Origin of the sequence: Amycolatopsis echigonensis, from assembly GCF_014174495.1 — a bacterium.
GTDB classification, from domain to species: domain Bacteria; phylum Actinomycetota; class Actinomycetes; order Mycobacteriales; family Pseudonocardiaceae; genus Amycolatopsis; species Amycolatopsis echigonensis.
In genome coordinates this window covers 53,470-72,921 of sequence record NZ_JACJHR010000044.1, presented here as the reverse complement: position 1 = coordinate 72,921, position 19,452 = coordinate 53,470, and the positions used below count along the sequence as shown (strand labels likewise).

At 69.7% G+C, this 19,452-nt stretch carries 20 protein-coding genes; 10 read left to right on the top strand and 10 right to left on the bottom strand.

All coding sequences use genetic code 11. The features are described from left to right. Positions 1–51 precede the first annotated feature (51 nt). The 3 genes from H5411_RS27470 to H5411_RS27460 are packed head-to-tail and all read right to left on the bottom strand — an operon-like array spanning position 52 to position 3,196. Positions 52–1,203 (bottom strand): acetyl-CoA C-acetyltransferase, encoded by a 1,152-nt coding sequence (locus H5411_RS27470; protein WP_183125477.1) that lies wholly within the window; start codon positions 1,201–1,203, stop codon positions 52–54. 17 nt (positions 1,204–1,220) lie between these two features. Further along, positions 1,221–2,021, bottom strand: a complete 801-nt coding sequence (locus H5411_RS27465) for an SDR family oxidoreductase (protein WP_101439196.1) — start codon at positions 2,019–2,021, stop codon at positions 1,221–1,223. After that, on the bottom strand, positions 2,018–3,196 hold the full coding sequence (locus H5411_RS27460; RefSeq protein ID WP_183125476.1) for an acyl-CoA dehydrogenase family protein: 1,179 nt from the start codon (positions 3,194–3,196) through the stop codon (positions 2,018–2,020). Before H5411_RS27460 ends, H5411_RS27465 begins: the two co-directional genes overlap by 4 nt. A gap of 97 nt (positions 3,197–3,293) precedes the next feature. Here H5411_RS27460 and H5411_RS27455 point away from each other — a divergent pair, with 97 nt between their 5' ends. Genes H5411_RS27455 through H5411_RS27430 form a run of 6 tightly spaced genes read left to right on the top strand, consistent with a single transcriptional unit; the run spans position 3,294 to position 9,028 of the window. Further along, the gene (locus H5411_RS27455; RefSeq protein ID WP_183125475.1) at positions 3,294–4,172 is read left to right on the top strand and encodes an enoyl-CoA hydratase; all 879 of its coding nucleotides are present in this window, start codon (positions 3,294–3,296) and stop codon (positions 4,170–4,172) included. Then, the gene (locus H5411_RS27450) at positions 4,169–5,323 is read left to right on the top strand and encodes an acyl-CoA dehydrogenase family protein (protein ID WP_183125474.1); all 1,155 of its coding nucleotides are present in this window, start codon (positions 4,169–4,171) and stop codon (positions 5,321–5,323) included. Before H5411_RS27455 ends, H5411_RS27450 begins: the two co-directional genes overlap by 4 nt. Further along, positions 5,320–6,273, top strand: a complete 954-nt coding sequence (locus tag H5411_RS27445; RefSeq protein WP_183125473.1) for an acyl-CoA dehydrogenase family protein — start codon at positions 5,320–5,322, stop codon at positions 6,271–6,273. The genes H5411_RS27450 and H5411_RS27445 overlap by 4 nt, the downstream gene beginning before the upstream one ends. Beyond that, positions 6,273–7,331, top strand: a complete 1,059-nt coding sequence (locus H5411_RS27440) for an acyl-CoA dehydrogenase family protein (protein WP_183125472.1) — start codon at positions 6,273–6,275, stop codon at positions 7,329–7,331. The genes H5411_RS27445 and H5411_RS27440 overlap by 1 nt, the downstream gene beginning before the upstream one ends. Positions 7,332–7,373: 42 nt before the next feature. Next, positions 7,374–8,246 (top strand): CoA transferase subunit A, encoded by an 873-nt coding sequence (locus H5411_RS27435; protein ID WP_101439190.1) that lies wholly within the window; start codon positions 7,374–7,376, stop codon positions 8,244–8,246. After that, positions 8,243–9,028, top strand: a complete 786-nt coding sequence (locus H5411_RS27430; protein ID WP_183125471.1) for a CoA-transferase subunit beta — start codon at positions 8,243–8,245, stop codon at positions 9,026–9,028. The genes H5411_RS27435 and H5411_RS27430 overlap by 4 nt, the downstream gene beginning before the upstream one ends. A 5-nt stretch (positions 9,029–9,033) precedes the next feature. On the opposite strand, the gene H5411_RS27425 is transcribed toward H5411_RS27430, so the two are convergent. Beyond that, the gene (locus H5411_RS27425; RefSeq protein ID WP_101439188.1) at positions 9,034–9,645 is read right to left on the bottom strand and encodes a TetR/AcrR family transcriptional regulator; all 612 of its coding nucleotides are present in this window, start codon (positions 9,643–9,645) and stop codon (positions 9,034–9,036) included. 91 nt (positions 9,646–9,736) lie between these two features. Between H5411_RS27425 and H5411_RS27420 the strand changes: the two genes are divergently transcribed. Then, positions 9,737–11,281, top strand: coding sequence for an AMP-binding protein (locus H5411_RS27420; RefSeq protein WP_183125482.1), 1,545 nt, complete (start codon positions 9,737–9,739; stop codon positions 11,279–11,281). A gap of 109 nt (positions 11,282–11,390) precedes the next feature. On the opposite strand, the gene H5411_RS27415 is transcribed toward H5411_RS27420, so the two are convergent. The 6 genes from H5411_RS27415 to H5411_RS27390 form a co-directional block, all read right to left on the bottom strand. Beyond that, complete coding sequence (locus H5411_RS27415) at positions 11,391–12,161, bottom strand: SDR family oxidoreductase (protein WP_183125470.1); 771 nt, start codon at positions 12,159–12,161, stop codon at positions 11,391–11,393. 268 nt (positions 12,162–12,429) lie between these two features. Beyond that, entirely contained in the window at positions 12,430–13,662 is a 1,233-nt protein-coding gene (locus tag H5411_RS27410) for an NADH:flavin oxidoreductase (RefSeq protein ID WP_101439185.1), read from the bottom strand. Between the two features lie 322 nt (positions 13,663–13,984). Continuing rightward, positions 13,985–14,746, bottom strand: a complete 762-nt coding sequence (locus H5411_RS27405) for an SDR family NAD(P)-dependent oxidoreductase (RefSeq protein ID WP_101439184.1) — start codon at positions 14,744–14,746, stop codon at positions 13,985–13,987. Beyond that, entirely contained in the window at positions 14,743–15,393 is a 651-nt protein-coding gene (locus tag H5411_RS27400) for a PaaI family thioesterase (RefSeq protein ID WP_101439183.1), read from the bottom strand. Before H5411_RS27400 ends, H5411_RS27405 begins: the two co-directional genes overlap by 4 nt. Next, a complete protein-coding gene (locus H5411_RS27395; RefSeq protein ID WP_101439182.1) occupies positions 15,393–16,166 on the bottom strand; it encodes an SDR family oxidoreductase in 774 nt (257 codons plus the stop codon). Before H5411_RS27395 ends, H5411_RS27400 begins: the two co-directional genes overlap by 1 nt. Positions 16,167–16,482: 316 nt before the next feature. Next, entirely contained in the window at positions 16,483–17,094 is a 612-nt protein-coding gene (locus H5411_RS27390) for a TetR/AcrR family transcriptional regulator (protein WP_101441239.1), read from the bottom strand. 72 nt (positions 17,095–17,166) lie between these two features. Here H5411_RS27390 and H5411_RS27385 point away from each other — a divergent pair, with 72 nt between their 5' ends. The 3 genes from H5411_RS27385 to H5411_RS27375 all read left to right on the top strand — a co-directional run bounded on the left by H5411_RS27385 (position 17,167) and on the right by H5411_RS27375 (position 19,314). Further along, on the top strand, positions 17,167–17,415 hold the full coding sequence (locus H5411_RS27385; protein ID WP_183125469.1) for an FAD-binding protein: 249 nt from the start codon (positions 17,167–17,169) through the stop codon (positions 17,413–17,415). Then, a complete protein-coding gene (locus H5411_RS27380) occupies positions 17,412–18,185 on the top strand; it encodes a class I SAM-dependent DNA methyltransferase (RefSeq protein ID WP_183125468.1) in 774 nt (257 codons plus the stop codon). The genes H5411_RS27385 and H5411_RS27380 overlap by 4 nt, the downstream gene beginning before the upstream one ends. A gap of 310 nt (positions 18,186–18,495) precedes the next feature. Continuing rightward, positions 18,496–19,314 (top strand): IclR family transcriptional regulator, encoded by an 819-nt coding sequence (locus H5411_RS27375; RefSeq protein ID WP_183125467.1) that lies wholly within the window; start codon positions 18,496–18,498, stop codon positions 19,312–19,314. The last annotated feature ends 138 nt before the right edge of the window (positions 19,315–19,452 follow it).

Below are 19,452 nucleotides of genomic sequence, written 5' to 3'. Positions count from 1 at the left end.
CGCAATGTCGCCGCCAGGCGACGAGCCGACCGAGACCCCCAGAAACCGCGCCTAAACCCGCTCCAACACAGTCACATTGGCCTGCCCGCCCCCCTCACACATCACCTGCAGCCCATACCTCCCCCCAGACCGCTCCAACTCGTGCAGCAACGTAGTCATCAACCGAGCCCCAGTAGCCCCAATAGGATGCCCCAACGCGATCCCGCCGCCATTCACATTGACCTTCTCATGCGGCACCCCAACCTCCCGCATCCAAGCCAGCACGACCGGCGCGAACGCCTCGTTGCACTCGAACAGATCGATGTCCTCCACCGACATCCCAGTCTTCTCCAACGCCCGCTGCGTAGCCGGAATAGGCGCGGTCAACATCCACACCGGATCCGCCCCGTACACACTGATGTGATGCACCCGGGCCCGAGGCGTCAACCCATGCTCGGCCACCGCCCGTTCGGACGCGATCAGCAAAGCCCCAGCACCGTCGCTGATCTGCGAAGCCACCGCAGCGGTAAGCGGACTGCCCTCCTCCAACGGCTTGAGCCCAGCCATCTTCTCCAGCGAAGTATCCCGCCGCGGCCCCTCGTCCACCGAAAACGTCCCCACCGGCGAGATCTCCCGCGCGAACCGGCCGCCATCGATGGCCGCCAGCGCCCGGCGGTGGCTCTCGAACGCGAACTCTTCCAGCGAGGAACGGGAAAGCCCCCACTTCTCGGCAATCATCCGCGCCGACCGGAACTGCGAAACTTCCTGGTCCCCGTACCGAGCCTGCCACCCCGGCGACTCCGCGAACGGCGTGCTGAACCCGAACTGCTGCCCCACCACCATCGCCGACGAAATCGGAATAGCGGACATATTCTGCACTCCGCCGGCGACAATCAGATCCGCGGTCCCGGACAGCACCCCCTGCACCGCGAAATGCACCGCCTGCTGGCTGGACCCGCACTGCCGGTCCACGGTCACGCCCGGCACGTGGTCCGGATATCCCGCCACCAGCCATGCGGTCCGGGCGATATCCCCGGCCTGCGACCCGATCGTGTCGCAGCAACCGAAAATGACGTCGTCCACCGCACCGGGATCGATGCCCGTCCGCTGCACGAGCGCACGGATCGCGTGCGCGCCCAAATCCGCCGAATGCACTCCGGCGAGCGAACCGCCACGACGGCCGACCGGCGTGCGGACCGCGTCGACCACATATGCCTCGGGCACGAAATCCTCCTGCGGGATCAGGGATGCTGACTGCTCACCGAGACGACTTCACCGGTGAGATACGACGAATACGCACTCGCGAGAAACACCATCACATTGGCGACTTCCCAAGGCTCCGCAGCGCGCCCGAACGCCTCGCGCCCCTTCAGTTCCGTGAGCAGCTCAGCGGTAGTGACCTTCTCCAGGAACGGATGCATCGCCAAACTAGGCGACACCGCGTTGACCCGGATGCCGGACGGGGCCAGATCCATCGCCGCGGACCGGGTCAACGCCATCACCCCCGCCTTGGCAGCCGCGTAATGCGCCTGCCCTTCCTGCGCCCGCCAGCCGATGACCGAAGCGTTGTTCACGATCACCCCGCGAATACCGCGCGCGATCATCCGCCGCGAAGCCGCGCGAATGCACCGGAAAGTCCCGGTAAGCGTCACATCCAGCACCAACGACCACTGCTCGTCGGTCATCTCGGTGATCGACGCCGTGCCCCCGAGACCAGCGTTGTTCACCATGACCTCGACCCCGCCGAACGCTTCGGCCGCGTCGAGCAACGCCGCGATCTGATCCTCGTCGGTCACATCACACACCACCGACGCGACCCGTTCGGCACCGAACTCCGCCGCCAGCTTGGAAGCCGCCTCGGCAAGCCGCCGCTCGTGCGTGTCCCCGATGACGACCGCCCGAGCGCCCTCCTCCAAACACCGCCGGGCAACCGCCGCACCGATGCCCGCGCCAGCCGCTGCTGTCACGACGACCACGCGTTCGGCCAGCAATCCGTGGCCCGGCACGTAATCAGGCGCGGGCTGTTCCGGTTTAACGCTCACGGTCGCGGCTCCCTGGGCAGGCCGAGCACCCGCTCGGCAATGATATTGCGCTGGATTTCGTCCGAACCGCCATAAATCGTGTCGGCCCGGCTGAAGAGAAAAAGCGTCTGCTGCGCGTCAAGATCGTAAGAACCGGTCGCGGTCAGCGCAGAGCCCCCGCGGACATCCATCGCCAGCTCCCCGAGTTCCCGATGCCACCGGGCCCACAGCAGCTTCGAAACCGAAGCCTCCGGCCCCTGCGACCCGGCCTCGTACGCGCTGAGCGTCCGCAATGCATGCACCCGCAACACCTCAAGCCCCACAAAGGCTTGAGCCAATCGGTCCCGCAGAATCGGATCGTCATAGCGCCCGTTCGCCTTGGCTGTCGCGACCACGCCCGCCAGCTCCCGGGCGAACCCGACCTGTTGCCCGATAGTCGACACCCCGCGCTCGAACCCGAGCGTCGCCATCGCGACCCGCCAGCCGTCCCCGGGCGCGCCGACCACCAAAGACTCCTCGGTCCGAGCCCCGTCGAAAAAGACCTCGTTGAACTCGCTGGTCCCGGTCAGCTGCCGGATCGGCCGCACCTCGACCCCGGCCTGATCCATCGGCACCAGCAAATACGACAGCCCAGCATGCCGCCGAGATCCCGGCTCGGTCCGCACCACCGCGAAACACCACTGCGCGTGCTGGGCGAGCGACGTCCAGATCTTCTGCCCGTCGATCACCCACTCGCCGCCCTCCAGCCGAGCCCGCGTGCGCACCCCGGCCAGATCGGACCCGGCCCCAGGCTCGGAATAGCCCTGACACCACAGCTCCGTGACCCCGACGATTCCCGGAAGGAACCGCCGCCGCTGTTCCTCCGTGCCGTGCGCGATCAACGTGGGCCCGAGCAGCTCCTCGCCCAGGTGGTTGACCCGCGCCGGAGCGTTGGACCGGGCGTACTCCTCGTGGAAGATCACTTGCCGCAGCAAGCTCAGCCCGCGCCCGCCGTATTCGACCGGCCAGCCGAGGCACGTCCAGCCGTGCGCGGCCAGATGCTGGTTCCACGCCTGCCGCTCCTGCGGCGCCTCGTGCTCGCGCCCGGATCCGCCGAGGCCCTTCAGCGCGGCGAACTCGCCCGCGAGGTGGTCGCCGAGCCATTCGCGCACCTCGGCGCGGAACTGCTCGTCCTCGGGGGTGTAGCGAAGATCCACCCGTCCTCCCGGTCCGCCGGCGCCTGGTCCCGCCACGCTACCAAACCAAGCACTTGTTTGGTAGCATCGCCGCCGAACCGAGAAGGAGTGATGCGCGGTGAGCGGAACCGAGGAAAGCACCGACGAACAGGTCGTGACCTACGAGGTGCGCGGTCCGGTCGCGGTCGTCACGCTGAACCGGCCGCAGTACCGCAACGCCCAGAACTCGAAGATGACCTACGCGCTGGACGCCGCGTTCACGAAGGCGGTGGACGACCCGGACGTCAAGGCGATCGTGCTGGCGGGCAACGGCAAGCACTTCTGCGCCGGGCACGACATCGGCACCCCGGGCCGCGACGTCGACCAGAGCTTCGAGCGCAAAGCGGTCATCTGGTGGGACCACACCGACCGCGCGGGCGTCGATTCCCGGTTCGCCCGCGAATCGGAGGTCTACCTCGGCATGTGCCGGCGATGGCGGGAGATCCCGAAGCCGGTGATCGCGATGGTGCAGGGCGCGTGCATCGCGGGCGGCCTGATGCTCGCGTGGTCGTGCGATTTCATCGTGGCCTCCGACGACGCGTTCTTCTCCGACCCGGTCGTGCGGATGGGCATCCCGGGCGTCGAATACTTCGCCCATCCGTGGGTGATGAACCCGCGCGCGGCGAAGGAATTCCTCTACACCGGCGACCGGTTCGGAGCCGGCCGCGCGCAGGCGCTCGGCATGGTCAACCACGTCGTGCCGCGCGCCGAACTCGAAGACGCGACGTTCGCGATCGCCGAGCGGATCGCGCAAATGCCGCAGCTGGGTCTCGCGCTCACCAAGAAGGCGGTCAACCAGGCGGAAGACCTGATGGGCATGCGGTCCGGAATGGACTCGGTGTTCGGCCTGCACCACGCCGCGCACGCGCACAACGCCGAACTGGACGCCGATTCGCTCGCCGGGCTCGACGCGCGTTCGATGGCGAAGGCCAACAAGAAGGCCGCGGGAGAGTCATGAGCCCGGAATTCACCGCCGCGGAAGAGGAGTTCCGCGCGGAGGCCCGAGCCTGGCTGGCGGACAACAGCCCCGGCCCGCTGCCGTCGATGGACACCGAGGACGGGGCCCGCGCGCATCGCGAGTGGGAAGCCAAGCTCGCCGAGGGCCGGTGGTCCGTGGTCACCTGGCCCGCCGAGTACGGCGGCCGCGACGCGACGTTGACCGAGTGGGTGCTTTTCGAGGAGGAGTACTACCTCAGCGGCGCACCGACGCGGATCGCGCAGAACGGCATCTCGCTGCTGGCCCCGATCATCTTCGAGCACGGCACCGACGACCAGCGCCGGCGGCACCTCCCGGTGACCGCGAACGGCGCCCGGATCTGGGCGCAGGCCTGGTCCGAGCCCGAAGCGGGCAGCGACCTCGCCGGGATCCGGAGCACGGCCGTGCGCGACGACGAGCGCGGCGGCTGGGTCCTCAACGGACAGAAGATCTGGAGTTCCCGCGCTCCGTTCGCGGACTGGGGTTTCGGCCTTTTCCGCTCGGACCCGGACGCCGAACGGCACCGCGGCCTCACGTACTTCCTGTTCCCGCTCGATTCGGACGGCGTCGCCGTCCGGCCGATCGCCCAGCTCGACGGCGACTGCGGGTTCGCCGAGATCTTCTTCGACGACGTCTTCGTGCCTGATCAGGACGTGCTCGGCGGGGTCGGCGACGGCTGGCGCGTCGCGATGAGCACCGCGGGCAACGAACGCGGCCTCTCGCTGCGTTCGCCCGGGCGGTTTCTCGCGGCGGCGGACCGGCTGCTGGACCTCTGGGCCGAGCGCGGGGCCGAAGCGCCGCACCTGCGGGACCGCGTGGCCGACGCGTGGATCAAGGCCGAGGCCTACCGGCTCTACACGTGGGACACCGTCGACCACGTCCAAAACGGCGGCGACGTCGGCGCTGCGGGCAGCGTGAACAAGCTCTTCTGGACCGGGCTCGACCTCGGCATCCACGAAACGGCGCTGGACCTGCTCGGCGCCGGCCAGGAAGTGCGCGGACGCTGGATGGAGGACTACCTGTTCGCCCTCGGCGGCCCGATCTACGCCGGCACCAACGAAATCCAGCGCAACATCGTCGCGGAACGGCTGCTCGGCCTCCCCCGCGGGGAACGCGGGAAGGCACAGGCATGAAGTTCCGGCTGTCCGCCGAACAGCGCGCGTTCGCCGAAGCGCTGGACGCCCTGCTGGGCGCGGCCGACGTCCCCAGCGTCACCCGGTCCTGGGCGGCCCAGCGGCCGGAACCCGGGCTGCTGCTGTGGAAGCAGCTCGCCGAACTGGGCGTCACCGCGCTCGGTGTGCCCGAGGAACACGGCGGCGTCGGCGGGACCCCGGTCGATCTGATCGTGGCCTTCGAGCGGCTCGGGTACCACGGCGTGCCCGGTCCGGTGATCGAGTCGATCGCGGCCGCACCCGCGCTGCTCACCGACGCGTCGTTGCTGTCGTCACTGGCTTCCGGGGATGCCGTGGTGACCTTCGCAGCCGCGCCGGACACTCCGTACGCACTGGACGCTGACGTCGCGACGGACGTTTTGGTGGTCGGAGATTCCTTGTCCCGGGCGGAAATCGGCCGCGCACTGCAGTCGGTCGATCCTTCCCGGCAGCTGTTCGAGGTCACCACCGCTGCCGAGGTTCAACCCCTGTCCCCGGAGACGCGCCAGAAAGCACTCGACCTCGCCAGCCTCGCGTGCGCGGCGGAGCTGCTGGGCTGCGGCGAACGAATGCTGGCCGACACCGTGGCGTACCTGGGCCAACGACGGCAATTCGGCCGCGTGATCGGCGAATACCAAGCGCTCAAGCACGCTGTCGCCGACGTCCGGGTCGCCCTCGACTTCGCCCGTCCGCTGCTGCTCGGCGCGGCCCGCGAACCCCACGCCCGCTCCATCTCGGCGGCGAAGGTCGCGACGTCGGACGCGGCGCAGCTCGCCGCACGCACCGGATTGCAGCTGCACGGCGCGATCGGCTACACGCTCGAATGCGAGCTGAGTCTGTGGCTGTTGCGCGTCCGGGCGCTCGTGGGCTGCTGGGGCACGCCGGCCGTGCACCGCGCGCGGGTGCTGGAGAGCCTGATGAGGGGCCGCTGATGCACTTCGCGCTGACCGACGAGCAGCGGGAACTCGCCGCCGCTGTCCGCGGGATGGTCACCCGGCGGGCCGCGAAGACCGACCTGCGGGCGGCGATCGACTCGCCGTCCGGGTACGACACCGAGCTGTGGTCCGCGTTGTGCGAGCAGATCGGCGTCGCGGCGCTGGCCATTCCCGAGGAGTACGGCGGAGCCGGGTTCGGCCTGTTCGAAACGCATGTCGTGCTGGAGGAACTGGGCGCGAGCCTGACGCCGTCGCCGCTGTTGGGTTCGGGAGTGCTTGCGGCGCAAGCATTACTGGCCGCGGACGCGCCTGAGCTGCTCCCCGAGATCGCGGCGGGCGGGGTCGTCGCGCTGGCCTGGGCGGATCGTGCCGGACGCCATCGAACCGACGGTTCGGACGTGGTCGCCTCGGCCGGAACCCTGAACGGAACCGCGACGCTGGTGCTGGACGGCGCGCAGGCGTCGCACCTGCTGGTGGTCGCGATGGCCGACGGACGCCCCGCGCTGTTCCAGGCCGACGTCGCCGCGGAAGCGACCCCAGCGGTCGACCAAACGCTCAGGTTCGCCCAGGTCGAGTTCCGCGACACCCCGGCGACACTGCTCGCCGCCGACTTCACCGAGGCGCTCCCCCGGCTGCACGCCATCGCCGCGATCGCTTGCACCGCACTGCAGGTCGGCGGCGCACAGTCCTGTTTGGACCGAACCGTCGCGCACCTCAAGGAACGCGAACAGTTCGGCCGTCCGCTCGGTTCGTTCCAGGCGTTGAAACACCGGGTCGCGGACATGCTGGTGCAGGTCGAAACCGCGCGCTCGATCTCGTGGGCGGCCGGATTCGCGGCGAGCAACGGCGACGATCTCGTCCAGCAGGCGGCGTACGCGAACTCCTGGTGCAGCGAGGCCTTCACCGCGGTCGCGGCCGAGACTGTCCAGCTGCACGGCGGAATCGCGATCACCTGGGAGCACGACGCCCAGCTGTATTTCAAACGGGCGCACGCGCTGGCGCACCTCTTCGGCGACGCCCGGGAACACCGGGCCCGGCTCCGGACCGGCGCGTGATCCGGGCCGAGCCCGCCTGAGCGGAAAACAATGGAGGAACGAATGGGCGGCAAGTCCATGACCCTGGACGGCGTCACCGAGTACGTCCGGTCCGGGATGACCGTCGGGATCGGCGGCTGGGGGTCGCGGCGCAAGCCGATGGCGATGGTGCGCGAACTGCTGCGCAGCGACGTCGAAGACCTCACGCTGGTCACCTTCGGCGGGCCCGAGGTCGGGCTGCTGTGCGCGGCGGGCAAGGTGCGCCGGGTGATCTACGGGTTCGTCTCGCTCGACACGATCCCGCTCGACCCGCATTTCCGCGCCGCGCGCGAGGGCGGCCGGGTCGAGACCACCGAGTACGACGAGGGCATGTTCGTCGCCGCGCTCCGGGCGGGCGCCAACCGGCTGTCGTTCCTGCCGACGCGGGCCGGGCTGGAAAGCGACGTGCTGCTGATGAACCCGGAACTGAAAACCGTCGCCTCGCCGTATGACGACGACGTGTACATCGCGGTGCCCGCGGTGCGCCCGGACGTCTCGCTGCTCCACCTCAACCGCGGCGACGCTCTCGGCAACGGCCAGTTCCTCGGGCCTGATCCGTACTTCGACGACCTGTTCGCGATGGCGTCGGACAAAACGCTGCTGAGCGTCGAGAAGGTCGTAGACACCAAGGACCTCACCGCCACTGAGCGGTCGACGTCACTGCTGATCAGCCGGATGTTCGTGAACGGCGTGATCGAGGCCCCGAACGGCGCGCACTTCACCTCGTGCGACCCGGACTACGGCCGCGACGAAGCGTTCCAGCGGCATTACGCCCAGTCGGCGCAGGACGAGGAAGCGTGGCAGCGGTTCCGCGAGACCTACCTGACCGGCGACGAGGCCAGCTACCACGAGGCGGTGCGCGCCTTCCACCGCGCGACCGAGAAGGAGTCCGCATGAGTGCCCCCGCGACCCGCGCCGAAGTCTGCATCGCCGCGTGTTCCGACGCGTGGCGCGGCTCCGGCGAGGTGCTGGCCCACGCGGTCGGCACGGTCCCGGCGATCAGCGCACGGCTGGCCCGCCTCACCCACTCCCCCGAGCTGGTGCTGTCCGACGGCGAATGCCACCTCATGGCCGACCCGCCGCCGCTGGGCAAAACCGCCGCGGCCGGCGGCACCGTCGAAGGCTGGGCCCCGTTCGGCCGGATCTTCGACATCCTCAACACCGGGCGGCGGCATTCGATGATGGGAGCGAGCCAGCTCGACCGGTTCGGCAACCAGAACATCTCGCTGATCGGCGACTGGCGGAAGCCGAAACGCCAGCTGATCGGCATGCGCGGCGCGCCCGGCAACACGGTCAATCACCGCACCGACTACTGGGTGAGCCGGCATTCGAGCCGGGTGTTCGTGGACCGGGTGGACGTCGTGTCCGGCGTCGGCAACGACCGGGCCCGCGCGCATCCGTCGACGGCGCTGCGGTTCCACGACCTCGGCGTCGTGGTGACCGACCTGGCGGTGCTCGACTACGACGAGGACGGACGGCTGAAGGTGCGTTCGCTGCACCCGGGCGTCACCGCGGACGAGGTGCGCGCGAACACCGGCTTCGACCTGGACTTCAGCGGCGCCGGGGTGTCGCGGGTGCCGGACGAGCGCGAACTGGAGCTGATCCGCACCGTGCTCGACCCGCGCGGGGCGCGGGACCGGGAGGTCAAGGAGCGAGAAGGCAAGGAGTCGCGGCCCTGAACCGCTCAGCCGGCGAGCAGACCGCCGTACAGCATCGCGAGGTACTGCTCCGCCACGACGTCGTGGCGGAGCTTTCCGCGCGGGTTGTACCAGCGGACCGACGACCAGACGGTGTCCCGGATGAACCGGTACACGAGGCTCGTCTCGAGGTCGTCGCGGAATTCGCCGGTCTCGCGGCCCGCCTGGAGCACGCTGAGCCACAGTTTTTCGATCTTCAGCGACGTCTTCCCGACGAAGTCGAAATCGGCGAGGCTGCCGACGACGGCCGATTCGTTCTGGTACAGCGCCACGGCGAACGGCCGCTCGTGAATCGTCGCGAAGGACGTGTGCACCAGCGCGTCGAACCGCTCGCGCGGCGTGCCGTCCTTCCCGGCGATCTCGGTGAACGCGGCCAGCAGGTCGTCCATGAACTCCTTGAGGATCTCGCGGAGCATGTCCTCCTTGGACGCGAAATGGTGGTACAGGCTGCCGGACAGGATGCCCGCCTCGTCGGCGATGTCGCGGACGGTGGTCTGGGAGTAGCCCCGGGTCGCGAACAGCTGAGCGGCGATGCCCAGCAGCTCGCCGCGCCGGGTGCCGCCGTTCTTGACCGGAGCCCGGCCGGTTCGCGGAGTCATCGCATGGATCCCTTCCTGCCCGCTGCTTTCCCCTATGCTACCGAACAAGCACTTGTTCAGTGAGGAGACCCGCGTGTCGACACCTCGCACGATGCCCGCCTTGCTCGACGAAGCCGCCCGCCGCCACGGCGACGCTCCGGCCGTGGTCGACGGTACGACACAGCTGTCCTGGACCGGATTGCGGGAGCGGGCGCGCACCGTTGCCCGGGCGCTGGCGGCGGCCGGCGTCCGGCCCGGCGACCGGGTCGCGGTGTGGTCCCCGAACCGGGTCGAATTCATCCTGGCGTTCCTGGGCGCGCAGTGCCTCGGCGCGGCGCTCGTGCCGATCAACACCCGGTACCGCGGTGAGGAAGCCCGGGTGGTGCTGGAGCGGTCCGGCGCCTCGGTGCTGGTGCTGTGCAACGGATTCCTGGGGAACGACTATCTCAGGATGCTCACCGAGGCCGCGGCCCGCGTCGGCGGTTCCGGTGCGATTCCCGGGCTTCCGCGGCTGCACACCGTGATCGACATCGGGCCGGACGGCGCTGCGGTGCCGTGGAACGAATTCCTCGCCGGGGCGGGCGCGGCGCCGCCCGTCGACGAAGCCGCGGTAACGCCTTCCACGGTGGCGGACATTCTGTACACCTCAGGCACCACGGGCGTGCCCAAGGGCGTGATGAGCACGCACGCCCAGACGATCGGCGTCGCGGAAGTGTGGGCTAAAGGCGCGTCGCTCACCCCCGCTGACAAGTACGCGATCGTCAATCCGTTCTTTCACTCCTTCGGGTACAAGGCCGGGGTCGTCGCGGCGATCACCGCGGGCACGACGATCTACCCGGTGCGGACGTTCGACCCGGTCGCGCTGATGGAGCTGATCCAACGAGTCGGCATCTCAGTGCTGCCCGGTGCGCCCACCATCTTCACCACGCTGATCAACCACCCGCGCCGCACCGAATTCGACCTGTCGTCGTTGCGGTTCGCCATCGCCGGTGCGGCTACGGTGCCGGAGAACCTGTTCTCGGACATGCTGGACATCCTCGGCTTCGAGCAGGTCGCGCAGGCGTACGGGCTCACCGAATGCGTGGTGGCGACCCAGTCGCGGCCGAACGAGGACCCGCGGCACGTCGCGCAGACGACCGGCCCGGCGGTGCCCGGACTGGAAATCCGGACGGTCGACGAGAAGGGCAACGACGTGCCGGTCGGTGCCGACGGCGAAATCCTGATCCGGGGCGAGTTCGTGATGCTCGGCTACTTCGACGACCCCGACGCGAGCGCGGCGGCGATCGACGCCGACGGCTGGCTGCACACCGGCGACGTCGGGCGGTTGGACGAGCACGGCTGCGTCAAGATCACCGGGCGGCTCAAGGACATGTTCACCGTCGGCGGGTTCAACGTGTACCCGGCCGAGGTGGAGAACGTGCTGAGCACGCATCCGGACGTCGTGGAGGCCGCGGTGGTCGGCGTGGACGACGACCGGATGGGCTCGGTCGGCCGCGCTTACGTGACGCTGTGGGCGGGGGTCGAGCTGGACGCGGAGGCGCTGCGCGAATACTGCCGGGAGCGGCTGGCGAACTTCAAGGTGCCGCGCGAGTTCGTGGCGATCAAGGAGCTGCCGCGGAACGCCAGCGGGAAGATCCTCAAGAGGGAACTGAGGTGACCTCGTGAGCGGTCGCGGCTCAGCTGATCGACGCGGGGCAGCACCTGTGCGGTGAAGGCTTCGTTCGGGCGGCGGACACGATCACGGCTTCGGGCACGCGGGGTCCTCCTCAGGCGTTCGGGGTGTGCTGGAGGAAGGCGGGCCATTCGCCGCCTCCGTCCACATTGAGCACCGCTCCGCTGACATGGCTCGCGAGCGGCGACGCCAGCAGCAAACAGGCCTGACCGACCTCCTCCGGCGACGCGAACTGTCCACGCGGGATCGTCCGGGCGACCGCGTCGCGCTGTTCCGGATCGCCGTAGTGGCCTTCGGAACCCGGCGTCTCGACCAATCCGCAACTGACCGCGTTGACCCGCACCCGCGGTGCCCATTCCACGGCCAAGCTGGTCGTGAGACTTTCCAGCGCCGCCTTCGCCGCGCCGTACACCGCCGTGCCCGGACTGGGCCGCCGCGCGGAGATGGACGTGACGTTCACCGCCGACGCGCCGGGCGTCTCGCGCAGGAGCGGATGCGCCGCGTGCAGCACGTACGCCGCGGCCAGGAAGTTGAGCTCGTTGATCTTGCGATGAAACCGCGGCGAGGCCTCGGAGAACTGCGCGAACGGCGCGCCGCCCGCGTTGTTGACCACGACGTCGAGCCGCCCGTGCCGCTCGCCGATCTCTTCCAGCCACTTCCGGACCTGCTCCGGCTCCCGCACGTCGACCTGCGCGAACCGCGGCTCGCGGCCGTCCGCCTCGCGCAGCTTCTCCGGTTCCGTGCGCCCGCAGATCTCGACCTCGGCACCCGCTTCGAGGAATGTCGCGACGATGCCGTCCCCGACGCCGCGCGCTCCGCCGGTGACGAGTACGACGCGACCGGTCAGGTCGAAGCTGACAGGCATGCTGCTCCCTTCTTGCCGGGAGCGATCAGTCTACCAAACAAGTGCTAGGTTGAGACCGCGAGCGTTTCCCTGGCACAGGAGGCACTCCGGCGAGCCAGGATCGACCGGGAACACTGGGGGTCGACGGGGCGACCAGCCGCCGTCTCGCCGCGCGCGGGGATCGCCAGCCGGTGGCTCCTGCGGCACCGTCGCCGCGGACGGCGTGGCCGGGGGCGTGCACAGCAGCAGACCTCGGCTGCGCGAAGCCGTCGCCGCGGGCATCCGCTCCTCAACCCACGTAACCCGCGGGCTGGCCCCAATCCGCACCCCGGGTCGTAGTCCGGTCCACTAGCACACACCGCGTCCCGGTGAAGTTCGTCGGCATGCACTTGTTGCAGTGGACGCACAACGACGGCGTTTCCGGTTCCGCCGAGATCCGGTTCACCAGATCCGGCTCGCGCAGCAACGCCCGGCCCATCGCGACATACTGGAATCCCTCCCGCATCGCCAGCTCCATCGACGCGCGGTCGGTGATGCCGCCGAGCAGCACCATCGGCAGCTTCACCGCGGCCCGGATCTGCCGCGCGTCTTCGAGCAGGAACGCGTCCCGGTAAGGGTATTCGCGAATGAAACGCTTCCCGATCATCCGCACGCCCAGCCTGAGCGGCCGCGGCAGCACCGCCGCGAATTCGCGGACCGGTGCGTCCCCTCTGAAGAGGTACATCGGGTTCAGCAGCGAAGAACCGGCTGTCATCTCGAGCGCGTCGCAGGTACCGTCGGCTTCGAGCCACTGCGCCACCGGGATCGCCTCGTCGAGCCAGAAACCGCCGGGCACGCCGTCGTCCATGTTCAATTTCACGATCACCGCGATCCGGTCGCCGACCGCGTCGCGCACCGCGCGCATCGTGTCGCGCGCGAGCCGGGCACGGTTTTCGAGCGAGCCGCCGTATTCGTCGGTGCGGCGGTTGAGCTTCTGGCTCAAGAAGGAACTGATCAGATAGTTGTGTCCTAAGTGGACTTCTATGGCGTCGAACCCGCACTCGATGGCGGTTTTGGCCGCGTCGGCATGAGCGCGTTTGACGCGCTCGATCCCAGCGTGGTCGATTTCCTTCGCGAAGCCGAGCGTCGCCCGGTGGAAATACCGGCTCGGGGCGAGCGCGGGCCGCCCGTTGCCCTTCGGATCCGCGACCGGCCCGGCGTGCCCGATCTGCGCCGAGATCGCCGCGCCCTCGGCGTGCACCGCTTCGGTGAGCACGCGCAGTCCCGGCAGCGCCTCGTCGGTCCAGTGAATCTGATGCCGGTCAGTGCGACCTTCCTTCGCGACCGCGCAATAGGCGACCGTCGTCATCCCGACGCCGCCCTTCGCGTAGCCGACGTGGAAATCGACCAGATCCCGGGTGACCCGGCCGCGATGGCTCAGTCCCTCGTAAGTCGCCGCTTTGACGACGCGATTGCGCAACCGCACCGGCCCGAGCCGCGCGGGCGCCAGCGGATCGGGCGGGCCGGGAGTCGTGGAAGTCACCTGGCCACGCTAGGAAACGGAGAGCCTGGCCCGCTCCGGCGATCCCGGTGACCGGGAGGCAAGCCAACCGACGGAGGGCCCCGGTCGCGGTAACGCTCCGCCCGGACCCCGCGCTGTCGCCGGGCGGCTCGAAGAAGCGTCCGAGACGGACGGCGGCTGCTCGGCCGGTTCCTCAGTAGCGACAGACGGGCGACCCGCTGCCCTCTTCCAGCCGCGCCGCCAGCACCCAGGTCCCCGACGAACCGCACCTCCGGCGGCAGCCGCGGATTCGCTTGCTCGATGCTGACGATCACGGCCGGATACGGGGCCGTCCTCGGCCGGTTCAGCCGAAATAGGCTTGGCCGCCGTCGAGCGGCACGGTGGCTCCGGTCAGGTAGCGCAGATCGGGGCCGACCAGCGCGACGACGGCGCGGCCGATGTCCTGTTCGCATTCCCCGATCCGGCCCAGGGGAATGGTCGAGACGAATTCGGCGGCCTCTTCGGGATTGTGCTCGGTCCACCATTTCAGCCCCGGCGAAAGCGCGTGCGGCGCGATCGCGTTGACCCGGATCCCGTCGCGGGCCCATTCCACCGCGGCGGTGCGCGACAGCGAGCGCAGGGCTTGTTTCGCCGCCGCGTAAGCACCATAAGCGGTGGGATCCCAGCGCACCATCGCCGAGGTGACCAGATTGACGATCGAACCGTCGCCGGTGGCCTTCAAATGCGGATGAGCGGCCTTCATGAACGCGAACGCGGCGAACGGGCCGGCCTCGAAACCGCGGGCGAAGTCCTCATCGCTCATGGTGAGCAACGGTCCGAATGCGCCGGAGTACGCGTTATTGACCAGGATGTCCAGCCGGCCGAACCGCGCGACGACCGCGTCGACAACGCCGGGGACCGACTCGGTGTCCGCGACATCGCACTCGAACGGTTCCGCGGCGGCGCCCCGCTCCCGCACGAGGCGACAGGTCTCGTCCAGTTTGCCCCGGGTGCGCCCGAGGACCGCAACCGACACCCCCTCCCCCGCCAGCGCCAGCGCGATTCCTTGCCCGACGCCTTGTCCGGCGCCGGTCACCAGGGCCACCCGGCCCGCGAGCGTGTTCATCGGCCTCCTTCGTCCTGCGCGACCGGACGCGCGACGTGTCCCGCCACGAAAATCCCGTCCGCGGAAACGCATACCCGGCCGCCGGCGAGAATTTCGCCGGTCGTGCGGATCCGGCGGCCCTCGCTGGATTCCTGCCGCGCGCGGATCGTCAATTCCTCGAACAGCGGAGCCGTCCGGTGGTACCGGACGCTGAGCGTGCCGGTCATCCCGTCCGGCCCAGGCCCCCAGCTGTTGGCGACGCCGAGCGCGTGATCCAGCAACAGCGCGGAAATCCCGCCGTGCACGCAGCCCGGCGGGCCCTGATACGGCAGGCCGAGCGTCACCGTGCCGGTCACCGAACCGTCCGGCAGTCCGTGCAGGCGCACCGGCGGCGCGAGCGCGTTTTCCGGGCCGGTGACCGGATCGTGGCGCGGTCTCCCTGCCCACATGCCGATGACGCGCTCCTGCCGTTCCGGCGCGTGCTCTTCGAGCTGGTCGGCGATCCGGTCGAGGTCGCGGGCGATGTCCGCCATTGGCGCGCCGCCGTCCGCACCCACGTGCAAGAGCGCGCTGACCACCCGCCGGGCCGCCGCGGCAGCAACGTCAATACCGTCGTCACGGGGGACAGGCGACACGGGGACGCCCGGGCTTCCGGCGTAAGTCGTCATCAGCAGAGCGCCGCCGGACGGAGGGTCGCTTCGGCACCGCCGTCGACGTAGACGACCTGGCCGGTGATGTGCGTGGTCGCGGCGTCGGCGAAATACGCCAGAACTCGCGCGACGTCTTCGGCGGCCGCGTAACCGTGCAACGGCATCGGAACAGCCTGGTCCATCACCGCTTTCCTCTTCGGGTCCGCGAAAAGCCCGGCGGTCATCGGCGTCCGGACCACGCCGGGCGCGACCACGTTGACCGCGATTCCCGCGTCCGCCCAGCCTTCCGAGACCGAGGTTCGGCGGGCCCACTGCGCGATCGCGGCCTTCGAGGACGGGTACAACTGGAACGCCCGATGGTCCGCGATCGCCTCGCGGACAGCGGTCAACGCGGCTTGCTCGTCGCCGCGCAGGCAAGTCTCGACCACCGCGGGGTCGTTCGGCTGGGTGCCGGAGATCGAGCCGACCAGGACGACGCGGGGAGCCTCGGATTTCGCGAGCAACGGCCGCAGGGCTTCGACGAACTCGGTGCTGCCGAAGTAGTTCACCGTGACCATCGCTTCGCCTGGGTCCGACGTTCCGGCGCACGTGATCACCGCGTCGACGTGCCCGGTGCGCTTGCCGACTTCCTCGGCCGCATCGGCGCGGCCTCGCGGCGTGGAAAGGTCCGCGTCGAGGTCGCTGCCCGCGAGGTCGACGCCGAGGACCTGGTCGCCGCGCTCGGCGAGAAGACCGCGGAGCGCGGCCCCAATCCCCGAACTCGCTCCGGTGACGACGACGGTGCGCGGCATGACGGCCTCCTGCGGTGGATACCGGGAACGGCCGCGAGGCTACGGGGACTCCTCCGCGCTCGACGGGCTGATCCCGGTCACCGGGAGAACCTGTCCGGGTCGGTCACCGAGCAGGACGGTTCGGCGAGCGCGACCGGAACGTCGGGGCCTCGACCGCTGTGCAACGCCTCTCGCTGAGATCTCACCGTGCCGGGGCGGATACCGCACCGCGGCCGTCTAGCCGACGCGGCAGCCCTGGCTCAGGTCAGCTCGGCAGTCCCGCTGCCGCGTCGGCTGAGATGCCAACCCGCCGCACTCCGACGCCGCAACCGCTCCGTCACCGCGCAGGCGGCCTCAGCTCGGCCAACAGCAACCGGCACGCCAGCACCGTGTCCGCCTCCGCTTCCTCCGCGGTGATGTGCCCGGTCAGCTGAGACGTCAGCACGCCGTACCAGGTCTGCTCGATCAACCGCACCAGGCGGCGCTCGTGCTCGCCGGCCTCGGTCACCCCGGCGACGCGCAGGATCAGATCGGCGAATTCGACCGCCGCGGACAGGTTCGGCGATTCTCCGGCGACTGTCGCGTTGTTCGACTGCAGCATCGCCTGCGCGAGCCGCGGCCGTGCCAGCAGGCCGCGGCCGGCATCGACCAGCAAGCGCGCGACCGCCTCGGCCGGTTCCTGGCCGGGTTTCACCGGGACGCTGTTGCGGTCCAGCTGCTGGATCTGGCTGTGCAGCAACGCGGTGAACAGGACCGTTTTGGACGGGAAGTAGCGGTAGAGCGTGGCGATGGCTACGCCGGCGTCGCGGGCGACGTCGAGCATCTGGATCCGGTCGAGGCCGTGCTCCGCGCCGTGGTCCGCGGCCGCCCGCAGGATGCGCCGGTAGCGCTCCTGCTGCGCGGGCGAGCTCGGCGTGGCAGGCACCCGGTTCTCGGCGACTCTCGGCACCGCGACTCCTCCGCTCGTGATCAGGCCAGTCTCGCGCACGATCCTCCCATCGGACGCCGCCGCGACCGGTGAGTGGGACAGCCGCCCGGCGCGCCGGATCGCCCGCGCGTGGTGCTGTCCGATCTGGGCACGAAGGGCGGGCTGGTCACCGATCCGCACTCGCGCGTGCGGACGACTCGGTTCTGGAAAAGCTTTTACGCGGTCGGCAATTCGGCGGCGTCCTTGACCGGACGGTACTGCCCGGACCGGGCATTCCGCTGGACGACAATAGCTTTCGCCGCTCGAGCCGTCGCCGAACTGGTGGCACGGGCCGGAAAATGACCTGCGCGCCGGTGATCGAGCCGGTTACCTTTTCCGGCGTGGAGGACTACTTCGGGGAAAGTGTCGCTGCGAGATATGACGAATCGTCGGCCGAAATGTTCGCCGCGGAAGCGGTGGATCCGGTGGTCGAAGTCCTGGCCGGGCTCGCCGGCGCCGGACGCACGCTGGAGCTGGGTATCGGCACCGGCCGGATCGCGCTGCCGCTTGCCGCGCGGGGAGTGCCGGTTTCCGGGATCGACCTGTCTTCCGCGATGGCCGCCCGGTTGCGCGCCAAACCGGGCGGCGACGCCATCGACGTGACGATCGGCGACTTCGCGACGGCTCGGGTCGCCGGGGCGTTCTCGGTGGTCTACCTGGTGTACAACACGATCGGCAACCTGACGTCCCAGGAAGCGCAGGTGGCATGTTTCCGCACGGCCGCGGCGCATCTCGAGCCCGGCGGATGCTTCGTGGTCGAGGTCGGGGTGCCGGAATTGCGGAAGCTGCCTCCGGGGCAGACCGTCGTGCCGTTCGACCTGAGCGCGACGCATTGGGGATTCGACCTTTACGACGTCTCGACGCAGTCGATGAGTTCGTACCACGCGCGGGTGGCCGACGGCCGCGGCGAGTTCCGGGCGATTCCGTTCCGGTACGTGTGGCCCGCCGAGCTGGATCTGATGGCGCAGCTGGCGGGATTGCGGCTGCGGTCGAGGTGGGAGAACTGGGCCGGGAAACCGTTCACCCACGAAAGCGAGCAGCACGTCTCAATCTGGGAGAAGCCGCTGGGCTGACCCCGTCCGGGGAGGAAACGGCACGGCGGAGGCGGCCAGCTGGTCGAGCCGGACCATGGTCCAAGCAACCGTCCGGCGCGATCTCGTTCGCTGTCCACAACCGCTCGCCCGCCAGCGTTCCTGTACTCCGCGGGAAGCGATGCCGAGCGGGAAACCGTCACGCCAGAGCCGCCGGGCGGACACGAGCGGGTTCTCCCGCTGATCGGGAGCTGTGCCGCCGTCGTGGCCCCTCGCGTGTTGACGCCGTACGCGGACACCGTGCTACCGTCCGAACTAGAAATGATTTCAGTTCGTCCGCGAGGGGCACGGCATGGCGGTGGTCGCGATCGAAACGGACTCTCCCGGCACGGACGCCTCGCGAGACCGCGCGCTGCCGCCCTCGATGGTCGAGCGGATGACGCTGATCCTCGACGCCTTCGACGCGCCGAGCACCCGGCTCACCCTCGAACAGGTCACGCGCACGACCCGTCTCCCCCGTTCGACCGCGCACCGCATCCTCGACCAGCTCGTGCGGCTGCGGTGGCTGTCGCATTCGTCGTCCGGCTACGCGCTCGGCACCCGGGCGCTGAATCTCGGCGGCATCGGCGGCAGCCACCTCGAACTGCGCGAGGCGGCCGCGGCAGTGCTGCACGAGCTGCAGGTGCGGACCGGGATGGTCGCGCATCTGGCGATCCTCGACGGCGCCGACGTCCGGTATCTCGACAAGATCGGCGGCCGGTTCGCGGCGACCGTCCCGTCGCGCGTCGGCGGTCGCGCGCCCGCGCAGTGCACCGCCCTCGGCAAGGCGATGCTCGCGTGGCTGCCCGCCGAACAGGTCGAAGACCGGATCATGCCGACGCTCGGCCGCCAGACCAGCCGGACGATCTGCGACCTGGTGACCTTGCACCGCGAACTCGGCCGGATCCGCGAGCGCAACGGCCTCGCCTTCGAACGCGGCGAGTGTTTTCCCGAGATCTCCTGTGTCGCCGTCGCCATCCGCGGCCCGGAAGGTCCCGAAGCAGCGATCTCCCTGGTCGGCGACGCGCACACGGCGCTGGAGCGGGTCGCGCCACTGGTCGCTGCCGCCGCCCGGCAGGTCACCCGGGAGCTGTACCCGATGACGCGGCTCCGCACGGCCGAACCCGCCTGAAAAAATTGACTGTCCACAGAGGACTCCGGGCGGCGGAGACATTACCGGGCTCGGACGCCACCCGTCGTTCCGCGTTCCCCATCCGCCGAACGCGTTCTGCATTCCCCCTCGGCCGAGCGCGTTCTGCGTTCCCCCTCG

What these genes read in the sequence shown, in the direction of transcription:
- H5411_RS27450 (WP_183125474.1), top strand. Translation starts at nt 4,169, where the DNA reads ATGAGCCCGGAATTCACCGCCGCGGAAGAGGAGTTCCGCGCGGAGGCC.
- H5411_RS27445 (WP_183125473.1), top strand. Translation starts at nt 5,320, where the DNA reads ATGAAGTTCCGGCTGTCCGCCGAACAGCGCGCGTTCGCCGAAGCGCTG.
- H5411_RS27440 (WP_183125472.1), top strand. Translation starts at nt 6,273, where the DNA reads ATGCACTTCGCGCTGACCGACGAGCAGCGGGAACTCGCCGCCGCTGTC.
- H5411_RS27435 (WP_101439190.1), top strand. Translation starts at nt 7,374, where the DNA reads ATGGGCGGCAAGTCCATGACCCTGGACGGCGTCACCGAGTACGTCCGG.
- H5411_RS27430 (WP_183125471.1), top strand. Translation starts at nt 8,243, where the DNA reads ATGAGTGCCCCCGCGACCCGCGCCGAAGTCTGCATCGCCGCGTGTTCC.
- H5411_RS27425 (WP_101439188.1), bottom strand. Translation starts at nt 9,645, where the DNA reads ATGACTCCGCGAACCGGCCGGGCTCCGGTCAAGAACGGCGGCACCCGG.
- H5411_RS27420 (WP_183125482.1), top strand. Translation starts at nt 9,737, where the DNA reads ATGCCCGCCTTGCTCGACGAAGCCGCCCGCCGCCACGGCGACGCTCCG.
- H5411_RS27415 (WP_183125470.1), bottom strand. Translation starts at nt 12,161, where the DNA reads ATGCCTGTCAGCTTCGACCTGACCGGTCGCGTCGTACTCGTCACCGGC.
- H5411_RS27405 (WP_101439184.1), bottom strand. Translation starts at nt 14,746, where the DNA reads ATGAACACGCTCGCGGGCCGGGTGGCCCTGGTGACCGGCGCCGGACAA.
- H5411_RS27400 (WP_101439183.1), bottom strand. Translation starts at nt 15,393, where the DNA reads ATGACGACTTACGCCGGAAGCCCGGGCGTCCCCGTGTCGCCTGTCCCC.
- H5411_RS27395 (WP_101439182.1), bottom strand. Translation starts at nt 16,166, where the DNA reads ATGCCGCGCACCGTCGTCGTCACCGGAGCGAGTTCGGGGATTGGGGCC.
- H5411_RS27380 (WP_183125468.1), top strand. Translation starts at nt 17,412, where the DNA reads ATGACCTGCGCGCCGGTGATCGAGCCGGTTACCTTTTCCGGCGTGGAG.
- H5411_RS27375 (WP_183125467.1), top strand. Translation starts at nt 18,496, where the DNA reads ATGGCGGTGGTCGCGATCGAAACGGACTCTCCCGGCACGGACGCCTCG.